Here is a 24,634-nt window from a genome sequence, read left to right as displayed (position 1 = left end):
AGTGTATTTTTTTGCTATAAATTTGATATTTATCTATTAGAAAAAAAGTTTATTTAAAAATATCTTACTATATCTGAGAAATTATCGTGAATCTATCTCTTGATATAGTTTACAATAGGATGAATATGTATGCAGTTATTTAGATATGCTTATATTATATTATTTTAAGTTTAATAATAGATATTTTTATAAATTTATAGTTGCATATATTTTTAAATATTTATAATCTAACATTATATTATTGTTATAAATTAGCAATGACCCTTTTAAGGGGTAGAATTTTATAATGAGTTTGATGGTTTTGTTTATGAGAATTTTTTTTATTGTTTTTATGCTTATATTGCTATGTAAGGAGGGTATTCTTGCAAAGCAAAATTATGATAAAAATAGCGCTCGGGAGAATTATCAGCAATTGCGTAGTGCAGTGAAGAATCAGAATAGTAGGATTAGTGTTTATGGTAATGCTTTATCATATATTTGGGTTACAAATAATAAGGACTACAGCGTAAGTGATCGTGTAATTTCCTACTATAGCAAGTATCGTTATAACTCAAATGCTAGTTTAGATAGTTGGGGTATAAATAATGATGCTTTATTAAGCGTTAGTATTATATCGAAGGAAAATAATGATAGATTTGTATATGGAGCAATGTTTCAGCTATTAATGCCTGCAATGCGGGGTAGAGTTTTTTATAGTAAGTTATCTAATAAAGGAATTATAGGATTTATAAATTCTCCTCATGGTGACTTATCATTTGGTTATCAGGAGGGTATAGAATCTGAAATGAAGGTCGATGCTTTTAACATAGCTGCAGGTGATCAAAGTATAGGATGGTCAAGGTATGTAAGTGGATTTTTTGTTGTACATGATGTTTCCGTAGTAAATAATATTCCTTGCTATTGGTCTTCAGGATTATATAGTGAAAATTTATTTCGTAGTAATGGTAATTTTATTATGGAAGATGGTATGCTTGACGACAGGGATTTTATCAATAGCTTACCGTTTAGAATTTCTTATAAATCTGTAGATATTTTTGGTTTAAAATTTGGTATTAGTTATTCACCATTAGGATATAAGGAAGATTTGCTTTCACAAAGGAATTTGCGCATTGTTAGTGCTTATGATAACATTTCACTAGGAAGTCTTGCCAATAAAGATATGATTGTTAACACAGTAAATTCACAATCATCAAGACAAAACAATAAAAACAATAAACTAACAGTTACAAAAGGAGTAAATTATAATGTTACAGCTGATATAAAAGAAGTAGATTTGTTGAGTGCTGACACAAAAGAGATTGTTAGTGGATTAATTAATAAATCTGTAAGTTCTTATAAAAATATTATAAGTGGTGCTATATATTATGATTATAAAATCAATGATGTTAGGTTTATTACTTCTATTGTGGGTGAGTATGCAAAGTCTGATAATTCAAAATATTATGTTCTGCATGATTTAGTAGGGATTGCTTTAGGAACAAATATTGATTGTGGTAAGTTAAAGTTTGGAGCTGCTTATGGTTATTTAGGTAAATCTGGTATGATTAATTACTATTATTATGATAATCAATTATTAAAATATGTACCTAGTGGTCATTCTTATTATTGGGATGTGGGTATAAGTTATAAATATAATAACTTGTTAATGAGTGCTGTATACTTTAACTCTTCATATGGCGGCTACAATACTACAACAAATAATTTGTTATCATCAGAAGATAAACATTTTTTAAGAGATTTTAGTGTAGGATTTGATTATGCTGTATATAGTAATAATAAAACACATTATAAATTGTTTGCTAACTATCATTATTTTATTATAAATCAAAGTATTTCTGCAGCAGAATATGTTCTTCAAGGAGGTATTTTTTTATCAGGAATAAAGTTAGAATTTTAGATTGTTGGATGTAATTTGTTAATTGAGATATATATAATAATATTATAGTTTTTATTAGTTACATGAGGATAATGGTATTTAAATTAGAAAAATAATGTTATGTAGAGGAATAAGCTTTTCTTCTTATTATATGGTTTCATATGTAAGTATATATATTTTACCTCTCTGATAATTTTGTAAGTAGTTATTTTTTAAGCTTTTATGGTCCTTTTTATGCTTAGATGAATTGATGGTGAAAAATTATTTATTAGTATTAAAGCATAATAATATGCAATGTTTTTTACTTATAAATATTGCTAATTTATGAGACAACTTCTTTTATAATCATATACTTATAAGTTCATATTGTTAATAAAAATTCTAAGTTTTTGCTATATAGTAGTTTTATTTTTATGGTCTCTAATTTTATTAGAAAGTTTTTTGCAAAAGTTATTATATATCAATAATTGTATTTATCGTGATATATTTATATCACATAGTTGTTAAGTAAGTAACTATTGTATTTTTTTGTAACAATACTGCTAATATTTTTTAATAGGATATTACTATCTTTATTTATAAAAAAGTATTTAATATAACTGTTTGTGTAAAGCAAAAAACTATAACATATATTTCTTAATTATGAAATAAGATAATCTTAGTCTAAGAATTTTTTTTATATTAGGTTTATTTATAAAAATCTTTTTAAGATTTTTATGATGTTTTTTATTTTTATTAATGTGAGTTTGTATAAAATATATACTTTAAGTAGTAATTATGTAGTTAGAATACAATTTTTTTTATTTTATTTCATAATTTTTTATGTAATAAACAAAATTTATATTTACATTATTGTTTATATCCTATATATAATTTCATTAATATACTTTATAAAGTATATTTTTGTGTGTTATCTTGGGTATATTATGAAAAATCTCTTTACAATTTCTGCTTGTATGTGCATGTTTCTGTCAATATATGAATGTGCTTTTGCAAAACATAATGGTAATAATGAATGTATAAAGTGTCAGACATTACAGAATGTTTCTCAAGATTACATGAAATATATTACTATTAGCGGAAAATTAATGTCTTATAATTGGTTTATAAAAGATAATTTTAATAATAAAAATGTTTATGAATATAATTTTGATAGTAATTTTGAAAAATGGGGAATAGATAGTAATGGAATGTTAGAAGTAAACTTAAAAAAGTATGATACTAATATTCTTTATGGAGCAAAATTCCAAATATTAATGCCAATAACTAAAGGTAGGATTGTAGCATTTGCTGATACTCCCTATGGTTATATATCACTAGGATATCAAGAGGGTGTTGAATCTGAAATGAAGGTGGATGCATTTGATATTGCTGCAGGAGATGCAAGTAGTGAATGGACAAGATATATAAGGCATTTTTTTCCAGTACATAAAGGAGTAAATAATATTCCTTTTTATCGATCTTCAGGATTATATAGCGAAAATTTATTTCGTAATAATGGTAATTATTTTTCTACAGATTTTAATTTAAATGAGAACGATTTTTCTGGTTATTTGCCATTTCGATTTTCTTATAAATCTTTAAATTTTAATGGATTAACATTTGGTATAAGCTATTCTCCAAAAGGTTATAAAAGTGATTTTTTGCTGAATGATGTTATGGGTGTTATTAATGTAATGGGCGATGTAGATGATAGTAATAGTGATTATGGGATAGTATATCGCTATAGAGATGTTTTTGCTCCTTTAAATAATGTTGTTATTAGTCCATATACTCATATTATTAGTGGAGCAATATCTTATGGTTATAAAGTCAATGATATCAAGTTTAATGCTTCAATGATTGGTGAGTATGGAAAATCCATTACTGCAGATAATGCAAAGTTTATGGCTAGTAAATATGTAAACCTTTCTATTAATAGGGCTCATAATATGTACATTGATGAACCTGCAAGTAAACATGACCAACTTTTTAATGAACAATATATGGCTGAATATGTAAAGAAATTTCTGAATAAATATATGGATGAACGATACCATAAGTTGCATAATTTAACAGGAATAGCTTTAGGAATAAATGCTCAGTATAAAAATCTTAAATTAGGAGCTGCCTATGGTTATTTAGGTCAATCTGGTGTTATAGATTACAATGATAAATTTAAGGATTTAGTAGATGTAACGCAGTATTTCCCTAAAAACCATGCTTATTATTGGGATGTAGGTGCAAGTTATCAATATAATAACTTATTATTGAGTATAACTTACTTTAAATCTTTTTCTTATAATTATTATTATGATAATTTTAAACATATATTGTATAGGGGTAATAATTTCTTGAAAGATCTTGGTATTGGTATTGATTATACTCTTTATACTACAGATAAGTTAAATTGTAAAATTTTTACTAATTATCACTATTTTAATACAAATCAAGATTATCGTCTATATTATATAGATGATAGTAATATTGAAAAAGCTAATATTAATAAAGGCAGTATTATATTGTCGGGTATTAAAATTGAGTTTTGATAAAGTAGGTTTGTAGTATGGTAAATTATTAAGTGATATTATAGCAATATAATGATAATATTAGTTTATACTAATGCTTGGTAAGTAAGTTATATATTATGTAATAGTAAAATTTGTAAAGCATATCAGAATGCTTCAATAAATATTAATATTATATGTATTAATTGACTTATAGAATAAGCTGTAATTATGTTATAAATAATAAAAATTGTCATTATTAAAGAGTAAGTATAGGGTTTATTGCTTTTATGTTTTTGACTTATTGAAGAGGATGGATATTTAAATTTTTACTTTCATAATGATTTTTTAAGCTAATAAACTCTATACTTTATATTTGTAAAGTGCTTTAGCATATTAGAATTATCAGTATTTTATAATTTACTTTTTTTATAAAAATAAAAATAGCACTTTTGTTGCTGAATAATTGAGAAATGTAAAGATTTTACATTAGTATATTGAAGAATAATTAGAAACTCGATTCAACGAAAAATGTCATTTTAATTAGCACTATAACATATAATATAGTAGATATTATTTTATAATCTTATATTGCTAATAATAGCATGAATTATATATCCTAAAGAATATTAAGATATATCCTATAATAAGTATGTATTTTTAAATTATAATATATTTTTATTATCGTAAAATGTGATAATGATCTTGTTTAATATTGTGCTGAATAAGCATATTATTGAGAATATTTTTTATTATAACACAAATATTTTAATAAGACATATGTTATAGCTAATTTATCCATTATTTCCTTTATAAAATTATTCATTTATTGACATGTCATATTATTTATGATTTAACATAATAATTAATTTTAATATATTTAATTCACTTAGGTAAATGTATGAGGAAACTTTCTTTGTCTACTGCTTTAGTATCTTTATTAATGCTTTATAGCATCGAAGAGGTACTGGCGTGTTCTAACTGCACGAAAGAACATAAGAAAGGTTTAATACATAGTGAAAAAATACATAGCAATAAATACCCTTTTTTTAAGATAGGAGGAGATTTTTTATCTTATGGATGGGTTGTTAATCAAGAAGGTAATGATCCTGTAATATCACCTTTTCAAGATTATTCTCGTGGATATGGTGCAATGATAGATGGTACATTTAGTATAACAGCAGAAGGTCAAAATAATAATCTAGGAATTTCTTATGGATTTAATGTGGAGTTTGATACTCCTTATATTAAAAAAAGTGACTTTACTGCTTCAACTGCAATAAATAATAGGGGAACTAAATTATTTGTAAATACTGCTTATGGTAATTTTACTATCGGATATCAAAAGGGTGTCGATTCTATTATGAAAATAGATGCCTTTACTATAGGTACAGGAGATAATGGCAATTCTTGGCTTAAATATGTTAATCTAAGAAATGAATTTTTTGCTGGTTATAATTTTGGCGAGAAAAATACTGATGAATATATAAAAAATGCTTTTTATTTGCCTACAGGGTTATATATGGAAGGTTTATTTGATGGCATGAATAGATTTTCATATAATCATTATAAATATCAAAATAGTGGTACACTGATTAATTCTTTACCATTAAGAGTATCGTATATATCTCCAAATGTGTTAGGTTTTAGTGTTGGTATAAGTTATTCTCCTTTTGGGTATGATTATTCTTCTGTTCTTAGAGCTAATATTAATAATAATAGTTCATTATCTCGTAAAGCGAAGGATGATGTTGTAAAAGTACTTATTAATTATGATATCATGGAAAAGATTACTAATATGGTAAAAGATATAACAGACTATGAAGTACTTAATGTAATAGAGGGTAAACTTATGAATCTTGAAAAGTCAATACAGGATGTTAGCAGATATACTGTAACTCACCAAGACAAAATTGAATATGATGTTTTAAACATTATCAAAGATTCTTATGAACAAGATAGAAGATTATTGATACAAGATTTACATAATAAGGATTATGATTATGATTATAACTTAAGAGAAAGCATATCGAATATTATAGAAAATATTACTAGGAAGATGAAAATTCATCGTGGCTTTATAGCTCCTATATATGATAATATTGTAAATTTGGGGTTAACCTATAAAGTTAATTTACGCGATGTAAATATTCAAACATCTATTACAAGTGAATATGCACATTTTAAGAGTATACAAGAGCAAAATAATGAGTTTGTAATAATGCCTAACATAAAAAGTATAGCAGTTGGAGCAGTTGCTAATTATAAAACAGCCAAAATTGCTGCTTCTTATGGTTATTTAGGAGAGATTGATAGTATTGTTGGTAAATATGAATTTAATGCGATAGAGGAAAAATTTTTATACAATGATAACGGTGTTATTTTAGGTTCTTCGTACTTTTGGACTGTAGGAGCTAGTTATGGTTATAAAGGAACTACTGTAAGTACATCTTATCGTAAAAGTGTTTATGGCGCGGAGAATAGATTGTATGATATTGGTGCTGGAGTTGAATATACTTTTTCTGAAATTTTATCTAAACTTCAATATAAAATCTTTGCAAACTATCATTATTTCACAGCTCATCAAAAGTTGCATGATGATTATAAGCAAGGGTCAATCTTGCTTATAGGTATGAAGTGTGAATTTTAAATATAATTTAATAGATGAAATATCCTTTATTGTTTTTGATAGTGAAGGATATTTTTCTCTGGATTGATAAATTATATTTTTGCTGTGTTCAGAATTGTTAATTTAAAGTTACAATTTGGAAATAAAAATAAGGCTTTTTTACTAAGATCATTATTGGTAAAAATTAATGCTTTTATATTAACTATTATCACTAAATAGTATTAGTGTAATGTTATACAAAATTATTTATTGTATTATATTAGTATTTATAAACTTTGTAAGTATTTGTGTTTAACATCTTTACGTGTGCTATGATTGTAAAATTAAGAACATGTTTTATAAGTATTACATTTTTATATGTGCTAAAAATCTATAATAGTTAGTTATGTGTTTGATTTTTAGGTTAACTTCTTTACAGAGTTGTATCAATAAACGCTGTATATTGAATGGAATATATTGCATGTTACGTTGTTAATTATAAATTTAGATAATGAAATTATTTTAATACCTTATGTTAAGGACTTAAGTTTATATTTGATAATATAATTTAAGTTTTGAATTTTTGTTTTTTTAATATACATGTTTTTATATTAGTTTTTGTGTATTACATATAATATCTGATTCATTATTGCTATAAGTTTTTTTATTTTTATAAGCTTATACTTAATATAAAGCTTATTTAAATATTTTAAAATATGCATTATGTTTATTATTATAGATAATAGGTTCTTATTCCTGTGAAATAGCTTTATTATTTCTCTTATTATAAACTTGTATTTTCTTGATTTTACTACATTTATATTGATTTATTATACATTATAGTAAGAACTGTGTATATAACTAACTTTGCGCAAAAATTTAAAAGTTAATTTTTTACAGCTATATTGCATTTTTGTTCATAATAATAAGCTATCTTAATAGCATGTATCATGATATGTTAAAGGAGGAATCATAACAAAAGTGCTGAGTAAATAGTTTTTATATTACTTTTTTATTATGCATCTAATATTATTATTTGTTGATATTGTACTAATTTTGAATATGTAGGTAAGGTATAAAAATCTGAGCTGAACTAAATAATAAGAAGTACGATGATGTATCATGTCATAAAAAAAGAATTTTTTTATTTAAGATAAATCATATTTTTTAGCAAAGTAATAATCAAATCTACGGGTTTTATATGAGTTTGTCTGCAATTTATATAAATTTAGAAATCATGTAGTCTTATATTCTTTTGGTTATTTTAATACTATATGTAGTGATGCATAAAAATTTTGACTTTTTTTAAGAATTTATTGATATAAGTGAGTTTAATAGTAAAACACATTGTGTATGTAGGGGTTTATTATATATAAATTTACTATTTATATGATTTGTAGGCTTTTTGTATTTAATTTAATGCTTATTTTTGTGGATAATGAAGTAGGAAAACGGATTATTTGTAACAGTGAAAGATTTTTTACTATTTATAGTACTGATATAAAAAACTTAATATGTAAATCTATGTTACTTAACATATGTTTAATGCAGTTATGGCACTTATTATTTTCTTGCAATACAATATACCAATTAAGACAATATTTTTTTTAAATTTGACTAATGATTTTAAATTAGAATAGCTTATTTAGTAATAGAGGTCATTATTATTTCAATTGTAGGGTATTGTAATTTTAAAGTTTGTATATAAATAACTATCATGGGTTTAGTGAATAATTGTAAGTTATACCTTACGTGATAATATTTAATATTATAAATAGATGCTATTAAAAAACTTATATCAAGTGTTTTTATGCTACTTATCTTGAGTAAAATTACTATGATATCATTTTTGTTATAATGTGTTGGGGGGGGGGTGAGGTATCCATGGCCGTGGTTACATGTAAACATGTTGTAAAATTAGCACTAGGAGGCGTGCTTGCGGGTTTTTCAGTGTTACTATGACTATTTTGATTGTTTTCACTTGTGGCATATATACTGTTATGTTGTGGCATTAACCAAGTAAGATCTCGTGTAATTTTGAAAAAACCTTTACAATTAAAGTTATGCATTATACGTTCATTCTTATAATATGCATATATAATATTACTTTGCTGATTATTAGTTAGGATATATATTAATTTATTATATAAGCTTTCATTAGATTCTTGTAATTTTATTATTGTTTCATTGCAATTTTGTAAGTTTTTACACATAAGAGCAGGGATTGATATACATGCTAGCCATACTAGTTCTGGATATAAAACTTTTAGCCCTAATAATTCTAATACTTTATCTAACATTGTCGAATCATTTTTCACAATTGTACTACAAAAATGATTTGCAGCATCATATGCTGCACGTATAACAGAATTATTTTTTTCTGTAGAGACAATTACGGAAACATCTAGTAATTTATTGTCAGCAATATCTTGACCCATTGCATATCCGATATGATTATTTACAATAATTTTTCCAATTTGTTTATCTGTAGGTAAAATATCAAAATCAAAATAAATTGCTGGACCAGCCTCTATTAGCATAAGAAGGCGTGCCATATCTATTTTCCAAGCAAAAGGAATCTTTCTATTATGAAGATATTTAAGATCATATTTGTATGAAAATACTTGTATAAAATCTATTACTTCTATATTGTTTTTTCCACCTTTATTGGGATCGGAAAGGTGGTTTAACATTGCTATTTGTTGTCTATTTAATCCTGTTGATACATAATATAGTTTTATTTTTCTTTGTGGTTCTTTTATTGCCCAGTTTAGCAATCTTTGCTTGTAAGGATATTGCTGATTATTAGGTAAAGGAAGTTGATTTTCTTGTAATTCTGAAGGATTTCTTACCATCCAAAACATTAAAATTGGAGCATTTTCTGGTAAATACGTATGTAACATTTATTTTCACTTTATCTATTATAAGTATATAGTAATTATCCAATGTGTTAATGTAAATAAAATAATAAAAAAATTGTTTTTATAGTAAAATTTTGTTACATAGTAATATTACCATGTTTAGATCAGTTATTTTACTGCTTTTAATGTAAATACTTGATGGCAAATTTAGATGCTCTATGTATGCGGTAGGTAGAATAATCTTTATTCTAGAATATTTTATATATAAGCTCAGGTTATTTATAAATACTATTTGTGCTATAAGTATCCACTTAATATATATTTGATATTTATTAATTGTGAAGGCAGCTTATTTAATGTGTACTACTAACATATCATAATTAAGCTTATTATGCTATTCAAAGTTTTATATGAAAACTTGCATCTTTAACACTTTAATTATGTAAATTAGCCAAATAATATAATATTGTGTATATAGTTGCATATAAGGTAAGTAGATTAGAAATATCATTAAATTTTCTGCTTGCAGGAAATAAGTTTCAAACTTTTAATACTATCAAATTAGAACATCATACATATTCTAGCTTTATAAAGGAAAGCTAAGTGCTGTATATGCTATTATCTTATCTAGTTGTATTATTTTCATTTTACAATCTGATATTTTTGAAGCAGCAATAACGTTAATTCACACAGACCTGCTACGTTTTCTTACAAGGTGTAAGAATCTATCTTTGATATTACTGCATTATTGATTAAATCTATTACATATTGATATAAACGCGTATAAATCAGTTTTATTAGCAGATGTTGCTAGTGCTATTACATAACGTACTATATATATTATGTGTGTGTGGCATGTTTGTACTATTTGATAAAACTATGGAGTAAAATTTAGTGTATTATCGTGAATATATAAAAATGCTTGTTGAATAGTATTTTTAGTGGATATGTATTTATAATTTATACGTTAATATTTTTTATTATTAGTAATAGCTTATTGAATCATAGTTAGTAAATATCAATAAGTCTATAATGCAGTATTTTTATGAGTGTTTTAATTATTAATGTAAGCTTTAATAGCATTTTGTATCGAAAGTAATTTAAAAAATATGTAATAATACTGGATTATTATGGATATATGATAAATTAAAATAATTTTTGTATTATATTTTTAATAAATGCTTAAATAATGAAAAATTTGATCCTTTCTATACATTCATTTTTTTGAAGAATTACCATGATATCGAGTATGCTGGGAGCATTCATTTTTCCAGTGATTGTTGCACGTAATATATGATAAATATTTTTTAATTCAATATTTTTTGTATATGATAATTCTTTAATTGATGCGAGTATGTGGTTTTTTTGCCAGTCATCAATTTTTGATAAATGTTGGGCTATTAAAGGTATTATTTTGATATTTAAATGAATAATATTTTGTGCTTCTTGATTTATGGTAATAGGTATGTCCTCTATATAAAACAGTGAATCTTTAGCTAGGCTTACTAAGTCTTTTGCTCTTTTTTTAAGTTCAGTTAATCCCTTTAATAGGTAGTTTTCCTTGTGTAAAGAAAGATGTAGTTTAAATTTATTTTCTATGATTGGGGTAAGCATTTTTAATATTTTTTCATTATCTGTAACACAGATATAATGACTATTTAAAAATTGTAGCTTTTTATTATCTAATCGTGATGGGGATAATCCTATGTTTTTGATGGAAAACCATTTAATTGCTTGCTCAATGCTAATGATTTCATCATTTCCATGGCTCCATCCCATTTTTAGAAGATAATTACATATTGCTTCCGGTAATATTCCTAATTTTTTATATTCATGGATACCTAATGCCTGCTTTCTTTTTGAAAGTTTGTTACCATCTTCACTATGTATTAATGGGATATGAGAGAAGTGAGGAATATTCCATTTTAATGCGTTATATATTAATAATTGTCTTGATGTATTAGTGATATGATCAGCACCTCTTATCACATTAGTAATGTTCATATCATGGTCATCGACTACTGCTGCTAAAAGGTAAGTTGGAGTATTGTCAGATCGCAGGATAACCATATCATCCATTTGTTCATTATTAACAGTGATGGATCCATATACCCCATCAATGAAATTTGTTATGCCATCAATGGGGCTTTTGAGACGAATAACTTTTTGTATGTCTTGATGGTATTTTGTATTTTCTCTCCATGGGCAATTATGCCTATAATATAGGCCTTGTTGCTTAGATTGTTTTTTTTGTTGCATTATTTCATGTTTTGAGCAGTAGCAGTAATATGCTTTATTTAATGATACTAAATGCTGTGCTATATTAATATATCTATGTATATTTTGTGATTGGAATAGAATATTGCCATCGTGCTTTATATTTAGCCATAATAAGTCATCTAATATTGATTGCACTATAGATTGTGATGACCTTTTGGTGTCTGTATCTTCAATTCTTAATAAAAATTTTCCATGATAATGTTTAGCAAATAACCAATTAAAAAGAGCAGTACGAGCTCCTCCTAAATGTAAATACCCAGTAGGGGAGGGAGCAAATCTTGTAATTATTGTATTAGCCATAAAATTTTGTGATCATAATATAGGATTATTATAACACTAAAGAGACTAAATTTAAGATTATTTATATAACAGATTAAAATTAAAAATGATAACTACGATTTACATAAAATCTATAATTAATAAGCTAATTAATTATATAGAGTTTGTTAATGAAAATGATAATGTATATACTAATATTATCTATTGATAATAGTTTTTTATAATAAATCTTATAGTAACTCTAAAAAGTTTTATTAAATAACCGAATTTATTTTGATGATACCATCAAAATCAAAGTAATAGAAAATTATCTAGTATTAAATTTTGTAAACTTTATTATTGTATTAGGTGTTTTGTTTACTATTAGAGACAGGAATTAATATAAAATTATTTGTATTAACTACCTTATATTTTGTATTCAGATATATTAAGAGGAAAAAGTCATAAGGTAATATTTGTAATTGTGTATTTATGTCAATGCTTAATCGTGTTGTAATGGGGAGGAAGATAAGAGTTGAATTGTACACTATTATTTTAAATATTATTGCTATTTAGCTTGTAGCTTAAGTTTTGTAAAGTCAAGTAAGGCTCGTGTTATAGTAAAATTGTAGCAAACATAAAACTCTTGCATAATTATTGTACTATTACCATTATTATAATACATAAATAATATGTTATTGATATTGTTTTTTAGTTTTTAGAATATTTATAATTTCTTTTATGTAAGCTTTTTTTAGAGTGTTGAAGTATTTTTATTATTTCTTTTGTTTTTGTAGTTTAGTACATTTAAGAGCAAGGAGTTTACACACATGCTTATTTACGCTAATTAGGGGGTGTTTCTTTCTAGGGTTATAGTAGATATAGTTGATATCTTGTCATCTTACTAGATGTTTTTGCCATTAAAACATGAGTATGGGGATTTTCTATAGTATTTTGCAGTAACATGCTTAATTATTATTTATAAGTGCTACCTAATTGTATTATAAATACTGCGTTTATGTAATTATGGGGAGTGATTATACAGGTTATTGAAGCAATATTTGAGATTGTGCATTTACATGAAGACTTAAGCATGTTCTAAAATATGTAGGAGGAGAAGGGGACGACGTTGAATTTGTTGGCAAGTTAATTGATAATTTATTTGTGGTAGTGTGTTGTTCTGCATTATTATTCTCAATATTGTTGTTATTTATATCATATATATTAAGTTTTATATTAAGTATCTGATTAAGCCAAGTAAGATCTTGTGTTATAGTAAAATTACCACAAACACGAAACTCTTGTATGATTATTGTACTATAATCAGTATTATATATAGATAATGCATTATCTATATTTTTTTTAGTTTTTAGAATATTTATAATTTTTTTGTATAAGCTTTTTTTAGAGTATTGGAGTATTTTTATTTCTTTATTATATTTTTGTAGTTTATTACACTTAAGAGCAGATGTTAACATACATGTTGTCCATACTAGTTCATGGATTATGAACTCTTGAGCGTATAACTTTTTACTCAAGGTGTATATAATGGATTTATTTTCTTTATCGAGATATTTTTTGATAAAGTAGCTTACAGCTTTGTAAGCTGCTTGTATAGTAGGGTTGTTTTTTGTTGTAGATACGAGTATAGAAATATCTAGCCATGTTTTGCAATTAATGTGCTCACCCATTGCAAATCCTATGTTATTATTTAAAGTAATTTCTCCAATTTTTTGTTGTGTAGGTAAAATATCAAAGTCAAAGTAAATTGCTGGTCCTTCTTCCATAAGCATGATAAGACGTGATATATCTATTTTCCAAGTAAACAGAACTCTTGTATCATAAAAATATAGAGTATTGTATTTATGTGCAAATTTTTTCATGAAATCTATTATTTCTATATTGCTTTTACCGCCTCTATCAGGATTAGAAAGGTCATGTAACATTTTTATTTGCTGTGTATTTAACCCAATTGATATATAATATAATTTTATTTTTCTTTGAGGCTCTTTTGTTGCCCAATTTAGTAATCTTTGTTTATAAGGATATCTTTGATTGTTAGGTAGGGGTAGTTGGTTGTTTTGTAATTTTGAAGGATCATGTACCATCCAAAACATTAATATTGGAGCATCTTCCTTTAGTATTGGTAACATATTATCCTAACTGCTATGAATGAGTATCACCTAATTATATTAGAAATACTGCATTTATGCAAATGTAGGTAGTGATTTATGCTATTAAGGTAATTTTTGTGATTGTGTATTTACATAAAGACTTACGCATGTTATGACGCTAGTAGTAGGGGGGGGGTGGTAAATTTATCAATGGGTTCATTACTAATTTGTCTGTGATGTTCTTGCTCTGTATTACTAACTTTAATTGTTGTTTTATTATTATCGTTAGTGTATATATTTTTATTATTAAGTTCGCTTATCCAAGTAAAATCTCTTGTTATAATGAAGTTACCATATGCACAAAATTTTTGTGTAATTATTGAATCATTATCCTTATATACAGATAAAATACTTTTTCTATTATTTTTTGTGCTAAGAATATTTATAATTTTGTTGCATAAGCTTTCATTAGATTTTTGTAGTGTTGTTATTATTTGATTACAGTTTTTTAATTCGTTGCATGTAAAAATAGGAATTGACAAACAAGTTATCCATACTAGTTCTGGTGCCATATTTATTTCTATGAATTTTTTGTAATCTGAGATTTGATGTATTACTTGATTACAAATATAATTTGCAGCATGATAAGCTGTACGTGTAAAAGGATTATCTTTTATTGTTGATACAAGAACAGAAATGTCAAACCATTCATCTTTATAATAGTCATTAAGATTGTATTTACCCATTGCAAATCCTATGTTATTATTTACAGTAATTTCTCCAATTTTTTTATCTGTAGGTAAGATATCAAAATCAAAGTAAATTGCTGGTCCTTCTTCTGTGAGCATAATAAGGCGCGATATATCTATTTTCCAGGTAAAAAAAATGTTTTTATTATACAAATATTGAATATCATATTTATGTGCAAATTTTTTTATGAAATCTATTATTTCTATATTGCTTTGACCGCCTCTATCAGGATTAGAAAGGTCATGTAACATTTTTATTTGCTGTGTATTTAACCCAATTGATATATAATATAATTTTATTTTTCTTTGAGGCTCTTTTATTGCCCAGTTTAGTAATCTTTGCTTATAAGGATATCTCTGATTATTAGGTAGAGGCAGTTGATTATCTTGTAATTTTGAAGGATCTTTTACTATCCAAAACATTAGTATGGGAGCATCTTCACCTAATATTTGCGGTAACATATTATCTTAACTATTATTTATAAGTACTATATTAATAGTACAATAAATACTGTATTGATGTAAATATCAATATTAAAGTATAGTTTGTATATAATAAAAGTATATATGAGGCAGTATTAATAGCTGTAAACATAAAGGGAAAGAATAAAATATAATGCTATATTGCATTGAGATTTCTTAATGAAACGTATGGTAAAATACCTATGTGTAAAACTTATGCGCAAAAATTTTAAAAAGTAAAGAGGAATTATTTGTAGTTATATTGCTTTATTTTTGTCTGGTAAAATCAGTAAATATACTTATAAGCTCAATAATAGGATAAAGTACTAGTGAGATTATTATTAAATTTTAAGCTATAAGATGGATATTTACTACTTTATATTATGTAGCTTTTTAAGTATTATATATTAATACTTGATTTTGTATAGTATGTATATACACTATGTTTAAGTGCCGTTACCAAGAATTGAACTTGGGTTTCGTCATTACCAATGACGTGTTCTACCTCTGAACTATAACGGCAATAATTATAATTGTAGTTTTTTGCTATGAGTAAGTCAAAAAAAATAAAAACAAGTGATAGGAAAAAAAATTTATCATCTGCATTAAAGGCAAATATTACACGTCGTAAAAATAAAAAACGTAACATGCAGGATGCCTGAATTACCTGAAGTTGAGGTTATAACTCGTTTTTTTTGTGGTAAAATTTTAAATAAAAGTGTGCTTGATGTTATTATTCATAGAGCAGATTTACGTATACCTGTGGGAAAAAATTTTAGGGATTTAGTTCTTAATCAAAAAATTTTAAATATTTATAGAAAAGCTAAATATATTATTATTTTATTAAGTAATCATCAACGAATAATAATTCATTTAGGTATGAGTGGAAAGTTATTTTATACTAAAGATTATAAATTTAATACACATGATCATATTGTATTTGTGTTGAATGATAAATCTTATGTTACTTTTAATGATGCGCGTAGATTTGGATTAGTGGCAATTTTTGATGATATGCAATATGTAAATTTTTGTAAAAAATTTGGAATAGAGCCATTGTGTAAAGAATTTAATGCACATTATTTATCACATTATTTAACTAGATGTAGTATTAAGTCTTTGTTGATGAATAACAAAATTGTTGTTGGTATAGGTAATATATATGCTTCAGAAATCTTATTTAAGGCACGTATACTACCTTATAGGGTTGCAGATACTCTTTCTTTTAATGAGTGTATTCAAATCACACAGACTACTAAAGTAGTACTAGATTGTGCTATAAAAGCTGGAGGATCAACAATTAAAGATTATATTTCTCCTATAGGATTAAGAGGATATTTTCAAGAGAATTTTATGGTTTATGGAAGAATGGAGCAGCCGTGTTATTTATGTAAGTCTTCAATTCAAAAAATAAAGCAAAGTGGTAGAAGTACTTTTTTCTGTTATAAGTGTCAGTTTTAGCATGTTATTTTAATAAGTTTAAATTTAGTATTTAAATTGTATTAAGTACTATTGTCGCCTCTGTATTGTTATAAAAATGAATATATTTTTAAGTTTATTATTTTGATATTTTATAAAATTTTATGAGAAAAAACTATATCTTGTGAAAAAAAATTAATAAAGATCCAGTATGTATTAGCGATGGATGTTTAAATATGTGTAATAAATATTTGTAAGGTTTATTTAAGTTGATAGCTTGTTTTATCAAGGATGCCATGATAAGTTTACAGTAAAATTTTAACTTTTTATAAGCATTTATTGATGTAAATGAATTTATTAATTTAATATATAGTTAAATTAACTGTATAATTACACTTGTTTTGTTATTATTATAATTTTATTATCATAAACTTAATAATTAACTGGATTAGTTTTATGACTAACCGATTTATATTTAATTTGCTTTGTTATATTTAATGTATAATGAAAGATATTGTACTTAACTTAGTTGTATTACTATGTAAAATTTCTATAAATATTTGACTATAAAGTTATAAATTTTTATTTTTCTAGCATTTTATTTCTTAATAATTATATTGCAGGTTATTTGCTTGGTATTTATAGATTTTGAATATCACTTAATGATACTTAACTAGATAATTATAGTTTACTTTTATTAAGATACCAATGTGCTTATATTGATTATATTTTAATAATTTACTTGATGAAAGTTATACTTTCTTATTTAAGTTGTATTCTTAATTGTCGTTTTACTTTAGATATAGAAAATAATATTCTTCTATTATAAAGTAATAATTATTTTTTTTTATAATGACACTTAATTAAATAATAGTTTATTTGTTGTGTTAAAATGTGGTAAGATAAAGGTTAATATATATTAAATTTACATTATAAAATGCAATGGATGTTATAGTATTAAAAGAATTAGAAAATAAAAAGTTAAGTCTTAGAAAGGGTGGTGGGGAATCTAAAATTGAAAAACAGCATGGTAAAGGTAAATTAACTGCAAGAGAAAGGTTAGATATATTGCTTGATAAAGACTCATTTCAAGAGTATGGAGTTTTTGTTGAGCATAGGGCTGTAAATTTTGGCATGAGTAATGTTAAAACTTTTGGAGATGGAGTAGTTGTAGGTTGTGGAAAAATATACGGTAGAACAGTATGTGTTTATTCTCAGGATTTTACTGTATTTGGAGGTTCATTAAGTGAAGCAAATGCTAAAAAAATTTGTTATATAATGGATATCGCAGCAAAAATAAAAGTGCCAATTATTGGGATTAATGATTCAGGTGGTGCGCGTATACAGGAAGGTGTAGATTCTTTATCAGGGTATGGAGAAATTTTTCAGCGTAATGTTAATATGTCTGGAGTAGTGCCTCAAATCTCATTAATTATGGGGCCATGTGCTGGAGGGGCAGTATATTCTCCTGCTCTTACAGATTTTATATTTATGGTACGAAATAGTTCTTATATGTTTGTTACTGGTCCTGATGTTATAAAAAAAGTAACATATGAAGAGATAACACAGGAAGATTTAGGAGGAGCAAAAGTTCATACTTGTCAGACTGGTGTTGCAGATTTTGCTTTTGATAATGAAATTGATGCACTATTGCAAATACGAAAATTTATATCTTTTATACCTTCACATAATCAAGATTTTTCAAAATTTATTTCAACTACTGATTCTGTATTTAGAGATGATGATTCTTTGAATTACTTAATTCCTAAAGAAAGTAATATTTCATATGATATGTATGAATTAGTACAAAAGATATGTGATGAGGGTATATTTTTTGAAATAAAGCCTGATTTTGCAAAAAATATTATTGTGGGATTTGGTAGAATTGGTGGAAATGTTATTGGTATTGTTGCAAATCAACCTAAACACTTGGCTGGATGTTTAGATATTAATTCATCAAGAAAGGCTGCAAGGTTTATACGTTTTTGTGATGCTTTTAATATACCAATAGTAACATTAATTGATGTTCCTGGATTTATGCCTGGTTCTCATCAAGAGCATTCTGGAATTATAACACATGGTGCAAAATTATTATATGCATATGCAGAAGCTGTAGTGCCAAAAATTAGTGTGGTAGTACGTAAAGCCTATGGAGGTGCATATATAGTAATGAGCTCAAGGCATTTATGTGGTGACGTAAATTATTCTTGGCCTAGTGCTGAAATTGCAGTAATGGGTTCTGAAGGGGCTGTTGAGATAATATTTCGTTCTGAAAATGATCCAAATAAAATTGATAAGTTAGTAGAAGAATATCGTAACAAAGTTGTTAATCCTTATGTTGCAGCTTCACGAGGCTTTATAGATGATATTATTATGCCATCGAAAACAAGAAAGTATTTATATAATGCATTAGAATTATTAAAGAATAAGAAAGTAGATAGAGTTTTTCGAAAGCATGATAATTTACCATTATGATTACTTCTAATTGTAAAAAATAATATTTATATTTTAAAAATTTATAGCCAATTACATATACTTATTTTGTAGAAATGAAGAAATAATGGAAAAATAATTTTTTGATAAAGTTATACAGTATTTCTATTAGATTTTTTAATTTAAGTTGTCTAAATGTTATAGAAGTGTTTTTATTGCTATATGATGGTGATGAATATAGGAAATGATACATTTAAAGAGTTAAAGAGTAAAAATTTAAAGAGGTATTGTATTTGTAGAAAGATTGCAATGTTATAGTGAATAGAGTTTGTGGTAAAAAAACTTTATAGAATTTTTGTTATTGTATAGAAGCATAATTTATAATTATATAAGCTGAATTTATTTGAAGAGTAGCTATTATGATTTATTATTTGATTTAAGATAGATATTGTAATGATTTTGCTAATATAATGCAGTAATAACTATAAGCTCAAAGTATTTGTATGTTAAGTGACTGGTGTGCGTATCATTTATAAAATATTAACTAGCAGTATAGCATTCTTTTAATCTTCGAGCTTCATCTTCAGCAATTAAAGCGTTGATAAATTCATCAAGATCTCCTTCTTTGATTATATAGTCAAGTTTATATGAAGTTAAGTTTATTCTATGATCTGTAATTCTAGATTGAGGAAAATTGTATGTTCTAATACGTTCAGATCTATCACCAGAACCTATTTGGTTTTTACGCATTGCAGATACAGTATTAGTTATTTTTTGTTTTTCAATATCATATAATCTTGCTCTTAAAACTTTTAAAGCCTTACTTTTGTTTTTATGTTGGGATTTTTCATCTTGTTGAATTACTACAATTCCGGTTGGTATATGGGTAATTCGTACAGCGCTATCAGTAGTATTAACTGATTGTCCTCCAGGTCCACTGGAGCGATATACATCTATTCTTAAATCTTTCTCATCAATTTTTAAATCTATATCTTCAACTTCAGGCAGTACTGCAACTGTTGCTGCTGAGGTATGTAGTCTTCCTGAGGATTCAGTCTCTGGAATTCTTTGTACTCTATGAACTCCGGATTCAAATTTTAGCCTTGCAAATACATTATTTCCACTGATACACAAAGATACTTCTTTATAACCTCCTACACCAGTGGTTGATATATTTATTTGTTCAATTTTCCAATTTTTTTTTTCTGCATACTTTGTATACATGCGATATAAATTGCAAACAAATAGCGCAGCTTCTTCTCCTCCTGTACCTGCTCTAATTTCTAATATTGCATTGCGCGAATCATCTTTGTCTTTTGGCAATAATGATAATGTTAATTTATGTTTTAATTTAGGTAGTTGTTTTTGTTTATTTTGAGATTCTTCTTTTGCAAGAGCACGAAGCTCAGGATCGTTATTTGCTAGTTCTTCTAAATCTGAGATTTCTTTTTTTAAAGCATTATATTGATCTAAGACTTCAATTATGGATAATAAGTCTGAATATTCTTTTGATGCAGTAACAAACTCTTGAGCACTTAAAATGCTAGGATTGGCTAGCTTATTCTTTAGTTGATGGAACTTCTTTGATAATTCTTCTAGATTATGTTCAAAACTCATAGCTTTATGGACTAAAAAAGGTTATTATGTTATTAAAGTTATTATAATGCTAGCGCTTTATCTTAGCACTGATAAAGTTAATTGTAAAATCTTAATTATAGCAGTAATTATTTTGAATATAGTTAAAGTAAAATTTTAAATGTTAGATTGTAAATTTATTGTTGGGGCTACTAATAAAAGCTCTTTTCCTGATTCTTTAGTACCGGAGACTGCAATTGTTGGTAGGTCAAATGTTGGAAAATCTAGTTTAATTAATGCAATAACTAAAAATAAAAAAAGTGCAAGAGTATCATCATTACCTGGTTGTACAAGACAGCTTAATTTTTATTTAATTAATAAGGGATCTATGATGCTTGTTGATTTACCGGGATATGGTTATGCACGAGTAAGTAAAAACTTAATTATTAATTACATTAGTCTTATGGAGTATTACTTATTAAATAGGGAAACTTTACAAAAATTAATATTGCTTATAGATTCTAGAGTAGGAATGAAGGAAATAGACTTAGATTTCATTAATTGGTTAGAAGTTCATAAAATATTTTATTATGTAGTTTTGACAAAAATTGATAAAGTATCATGTAAGGAATTATCTGATGTTTTATGTGCTGTAAAAGATAGATTACTAGGATTAAGTTATGTTCTTGATCCAGTAATGGCTGTTAGTAGTAAAGATAGGAAGGGAATAAAAGAGTTAGTTTGTAACATGATAAAGTGATCTGAATAATCAATGTAAGTATTGGACAATGTTATATAAATAATAAAGGAGGTTAACGAATGGGAGTTAGTTTATGAAATTACAAAATATTTCAAATGATAAGTATAAAAGAGTAGAATTAAATGTTGAGCAATTTAATAAAAATGATGAGTGGTTAAGTAAAGCAAAAATTTTATCAGAATCTCTTCCATATATACAGCAGTTTTCAGGCGAAACGTTTGTCATTAAATATGGTGGGGCTGCTATGATAGATGAGAATTTATCAAAAAGTTTTGCTCATGATATAGTTTTGTTGAAACAATTGGGTATTAATCCAATAATAGTCCATGGAGGAGGTAATAAAATTAATGAGGTTTTAACAAAATTTGGTAAAGAAAGTACTTTTATTAATGGCTTAAGAGTTACAGATGCTGAGACATTAGAAATTGTTGAAATGGTATTATGTGGTTTGATAAATAAGAATATTACACAGTTGATAAGTCAATCAGGAGGTTACGCTATTGGGTTAAGTGGAAAAGATGCTAATTTAGTAGAAGCAAAAAAAATTTGTTGCACCTTTAAAGATAATCAGTCAAATAATATTGAAAAAATTTTAGATATAGGTTTTGTAGGAGAACCTAGTGAAGTAAATACAGATTTATTGTTTTTTATGGAAGAATCTGATTTTATACCTGTGATAGCACCTATATGTAGTGGTGAAAACGGTGCGACTTATAACGTAAATGCTGATTTAGTTGCTGGAGCGATTGCTAATGCATTATCTGCAGCAAAATTAATTATTTTAACAAATGTTAATGGTATAAATGATAATAATGGAAAATTGCTTTCTGAAGTTTCAGTAAATGAAGCTGAAAAGTTAATATACAATGGTGCTGCAAATGAAGGAATGGTTCCAAAATTACAAGCGTGTGTTAAATTTGTTAAAGAAACTTGTGGATTAGCTCATATTATTAATGGAACAATACCCCATGTGTTATTATTGGAGCTATTTACTATACATGGAACAGGTACTATGATACTAGACTGTGATTCACATAATGATTAAACTAAACCTAGGTGTTAATTAGTTGGTAATAATAAGTTTTTGAGGGTTGCTATTTTTTTGAAATGGATATTGCTTTGGTATTAAAAAATGTAATTTGTTTATATAAATCACGAAGGCAAATGTATTTTGCTAGAGCTTAAAATTATTATAGATGTTGACATCATAAGTTACCTAATGTTGGAAAATTAAGTTTTTTATTAAGGTCTAAGTTCTAAGCAAAAGTTGCTAATTATCTTTTTATAGTATTAACCACATTTGAGCAGCACATATAAATAGCAATAAATTAATACAAATACTATTATGTATTGAAAAAATTATGATATTGCTCCATTTAATGAATTGTCTTTAAAATAGCATTATGCTTATTAAGTGTACTTATGAGAGTTTAAAACTCTGTAATGATACGTTGCTTTTTAAGCAGTGATTTTTTAGTGCCTAATATAATGTGAAATTACAGATTAACTTATTATTATGATTTAAAAATTTCTATTATATATTATAACACATAAATATATTTTATAGATATGAAAGTAATTGTGCTGTAATAAGGAATTTTTTGATAAATAAAGGAGGTTGTATAACATAGAAGAAGACTAATTTTGGATGCTAAATCATTTGTCATTATATTAATAGTGTGTATTTTTTTGGATATTATTTAGAATTGGTATTCTAGTTAGTGTTCAATGTTATATAAAATTAGTATGCTTTAGTTATTATAGGCAGAATGTGAGTTTAATAATAGTCATACTGAATAATAATGCAAACGTATATTGGTTGTTAATTAGATTGTTGTAAGACATCGTTAGGATTAGATTTGATCTTAATAAATATATTCTTTTTATAAGGAAGGTTTAACTTATGATAACAAAGCAAGAAAAAGCTGCTTATTGGTTTGAAAAATTACAAGATAATATTATTAATAAATGTTTATCTATAGAGAAGGATTTTTCTGATTGTAAACCCATTGTTAGTACTAAGAAATGGGATAGAAATGGTGGTGGAGGTGGAAAATATATAAGAATTTATGGAAAAGTATTTGAAAAAATAGGTGTAAATTTTTCTAGAGTGCATGGTAAACTTGATGATATTTTTGCTGGTGAAATACCTGGAGCGCTAAGTAATGAATGTAATTTTTGGGCTAGTGGTATTTCTGTAGTAGCACATATGTGCTCTCCTTTTGTTCCTGCAATACATATGAATACTAGATTTATTTGTACTTCACAAAGTTGGTTTGGTGGGGGTATTGACCTTACTCCTACATATTACAATAAAGAAGATGAACTTTTTTTTCATGAAGCTTTACGTAAAGTATGTGACAACTTTGATTTAGAATATTACCCAAAATTTAAAAAACAGTGTGATGATTATTTTTTTTTACACCACAGGGAAGAGTCTAGAGGTATAGGAGGTATATTTTATGATTATCTTAATTCAGGAAATTGGGATCATGATTTTACTTATACTCAAGAAGTGGGTAAATGCTTTTTAGAAGTGTATCCAGTAATAGTGCGTAAAAATATGTACAAAAAATGGACAACAGCAGAGCGAGAATTTCAATTAATAAAGCGTGGTCGATATGTTGAATTTAATTTACTTTATGATCGTGGAACAAGATTTGGTATTATGACACATGGTAATCCTGACGCTATTATGATGTCAATGCCTCCTTTAGTAAAATGGGAATAAGGTATTTTGTAATGTTGAGATA

13 protein-coding genes and 1 tRNA gene are annotated in these 24,634 nt (G+C 25.8%); 8 read left to right on the top strand and 6 right to left on the bottom strand.

The window, feature by feature from the left end; translation table 11 throughout:
- The first annotated feature begins 331 nt into the window (after nucleotides 1-331).
- From NLO413_RS01430 to NLO413_RS04755, 3 genes are all read left to right on the top strand, one after another.
- Nucleotides 332-1,897, top strand: coding sequence for a hypothetical protein (locus NLO413_RS01430; RefSeq protein WP_198138889.1), 1,566 nt, complete (start codon nucleotides 332-334; stop codon nucleotides 1,895-1,897).
- Nucleotides 1,898-2,802: 905 nt separating this feature from the next.
- A complete protein-coding gene (locus NLO413_RS01425; RefSeq protein ID WP_156965554.1) occupies nucleotides 2,803-4,404 on the top strand; it encodes a hypothetical protein in 1,602 nt (533 codons plus the stop codon).
- Between the two features lie 859 nt (nucleotides 4,405-5,263).
- Nucleotides 5,264-7,012 carry a hypothetical protein gene (locus NLO413_RS04755; RefSeq protein WP_052690361.1) on the top strand — a complete coding sequence of 583 codons (1,749 nt, stop codon included), beginning with the start codon at nucleotides 5,264-5,266 and terminating at the stop codon, nucleotides 7,010-7,012.
- 1,793 nt (nucleotides 7,013-8,805) lie between these two features.
- Here the strand turns inward: NLO413_RS04755 and NLO413_RS01410 are convergent.
- The 5 genes from NLO413_RS01410 to NLO413_RS01390 all read right to left on the bottom strand — a co-directional run bounded on the left by NLO413_RS01410 (nucleotide 8,806) and on the right by NLO413_RS01390 (nucleotide 16,216).
- Nucleotides 8,806-9,873 carry a hypothetical protein gene (locus NLO413_RS01410; RefSeq protein ID WP_045808772.1) on the bottom strand — a complete coding sequence of 356 codons (1,068 nt, stop codon included), beginning with the start codon at nucleotides 9,871-9,873 and terminating at the stop codon, nucleotides 8,806-8,808.
- Between the two features lie 1,140 nt (nucleotides 9,874-11,013).
- Nucleotides 11,014-12,411, bottom strand: coding sequence for a glutamate--tRNA ligase (gene gltX, locus NLO413_RS01405; protein WP_045808771.1), 1,398 nt, complete (start codon nucleotides 12,409-12,411; stop codon nucleotides 11,014-11,016).
- 1,004 nt (nucleotides 12,412-13,415) lie between these two features.
- On the bottom strand, nucleotides 13,416-14,522 hold the full coding sequence (locus tag NLO413_RS01400) for a hypothetical protein (protein ID WP_045808770.1): 1,107 nt from the start codon (nucleotides 14,520-14,522) through the stop codon (nucleotides 13,416-13,418).
- A 131-nt stretch (nucleotides 14,523-14,653) separates the two neighbouring features.
- Nucleotides 14,654-15,694 (bottom strand): hypothetical protein, encoded by a 1,041-nt coding sequence (locus tag NLO413_RS01395; protein WP_045808769.1) that lies wholly within the window; start codon nucleotides 15,692-15,694, stop codon nucleotides 14,654-14,656.
- 451 nt (nucleotides 15,695-16,145) lie between these two features.
- A tRNA-Thr gene (locus tag NLO413_RS01390) sits at nucleotides 16,146-16,216 on the bottom strand.
- Between the two features lie 132 nt (nucleotides 16,217-16,348).
- Here NLO413_RS01390 and mutM point away from each other — a divergent pair.
- Together mutM and NLO413_RS01380 are read left to right on the top strand one after the other, a co-directional pair.
- Entirely contained in the window at nucleotides 16,349-17,155 is an 807-nt protein-coding gene (gene mutM / locus NLO413_RS01385; protein ID WP_045808768.1) for a bifunctional DNA-formamidopyrimidine glycosylase/DNA-(apurinic or apyrimidinic site) lyase, read from the top strand.
- A gap of 900 nt (nucleotides 17,156-18,055) precedes the next feature.
- Complete coding sequence (locus NLO413_RS01380; RefSeq protein ID WP_045808767.1) at nucleotides 18,056-19,588, top strand: acyl-CoA carboxylase subunit beta; 1,533 nt, start codon at nucleotides 18,056-18,058, stop codon at nucleotides 19,586-19,588.
- Nucleotides 19,589-20,086: 498 nt separating this feature from the next.
- On the opposite strand, the gene prfA is transcribed toward NLO413_RS01380, so the two are convergent.
- A complete protein-coding gene (prfA, locus tag NLO413_RS01375; RefSeq protein ID WP_045808766.1) occupies nucleotides 20,087-21,163 on the bottom strand; it encodes a peptide chain release factor 1 in 1,077 nt (358 codons plus the stop codon).
- A gap of 139 nt (nucleotides 21,164-21,302) precedes the next feature.
- Here prfA and yihA point away from each other — a divergent pair, with 139 nt between their 5' ends.
- The 3 genes from yihA to hemF all read left to right on the top strand — a co-directional run bounded on the left by yihA (nucleotide 21,303) and on the right by hemF (nucleotide 24,612).
- On the top strand, nucleotides 21,303-21,881 hold the full coding sequence (gene yihA / locus NLO413_RS01370; RefSeq protein WP_045808765.1) for a ribosome biogenesis GTP-binding protein YihA/YsxC: 579 nt from the start codon (nucleotides 21,303-21,305) through the stop codon (nucleotides 21,879-21,881).
- Nucleotides 21,882-21,954: 73 nt separating this feature from the next.
- Nucleotides 21,955-22,926, top strand: a complete 972-nt coding sequence (argB, locus tag NLO413_RS01365) for an acetylglutamate kinase (RefSeq protein WP_045808764.1) — start codon at nucleotides 21,955-21,957, stop codon at nucleotides 22,924-22,926.
- Nucleotides 22,927-23,784: 858 nt separating this feature from the next.
- Nucleotides 23,785-24,612, top strand: coding sequence for an oxygen-dependent coproporphyrinogen oxidase (gene hemF, locus NLO413_RS01360; protein WP_045808763.1), 828 nt, complete (start codon nucleotides 23,785-23,787; stop codon nucleotides 24,610-24,612).
- Nucleotides 24,613-24,634: the final 22 nt, after the last annotated feature.

Origin of the sequence: Candidatus Neoehrlichia procyonis str. RAC413, assembly GCF_000964795.1 — a bacterium.
In the GTDB taxonomy this organism is placed as follows: domain Bacteria; phylum Pseudomonadota; class Alphaproteobacteria; order Rickettsiales; family Anaplasmataceae; genus Neoehrlichia; species Neoehrlichia procyonis.
The sequence above is the reverse complement of the archived record's forward strand: the minus strand, read 5'-3'. Positions and strand labels throughout refer to the sequence as shown.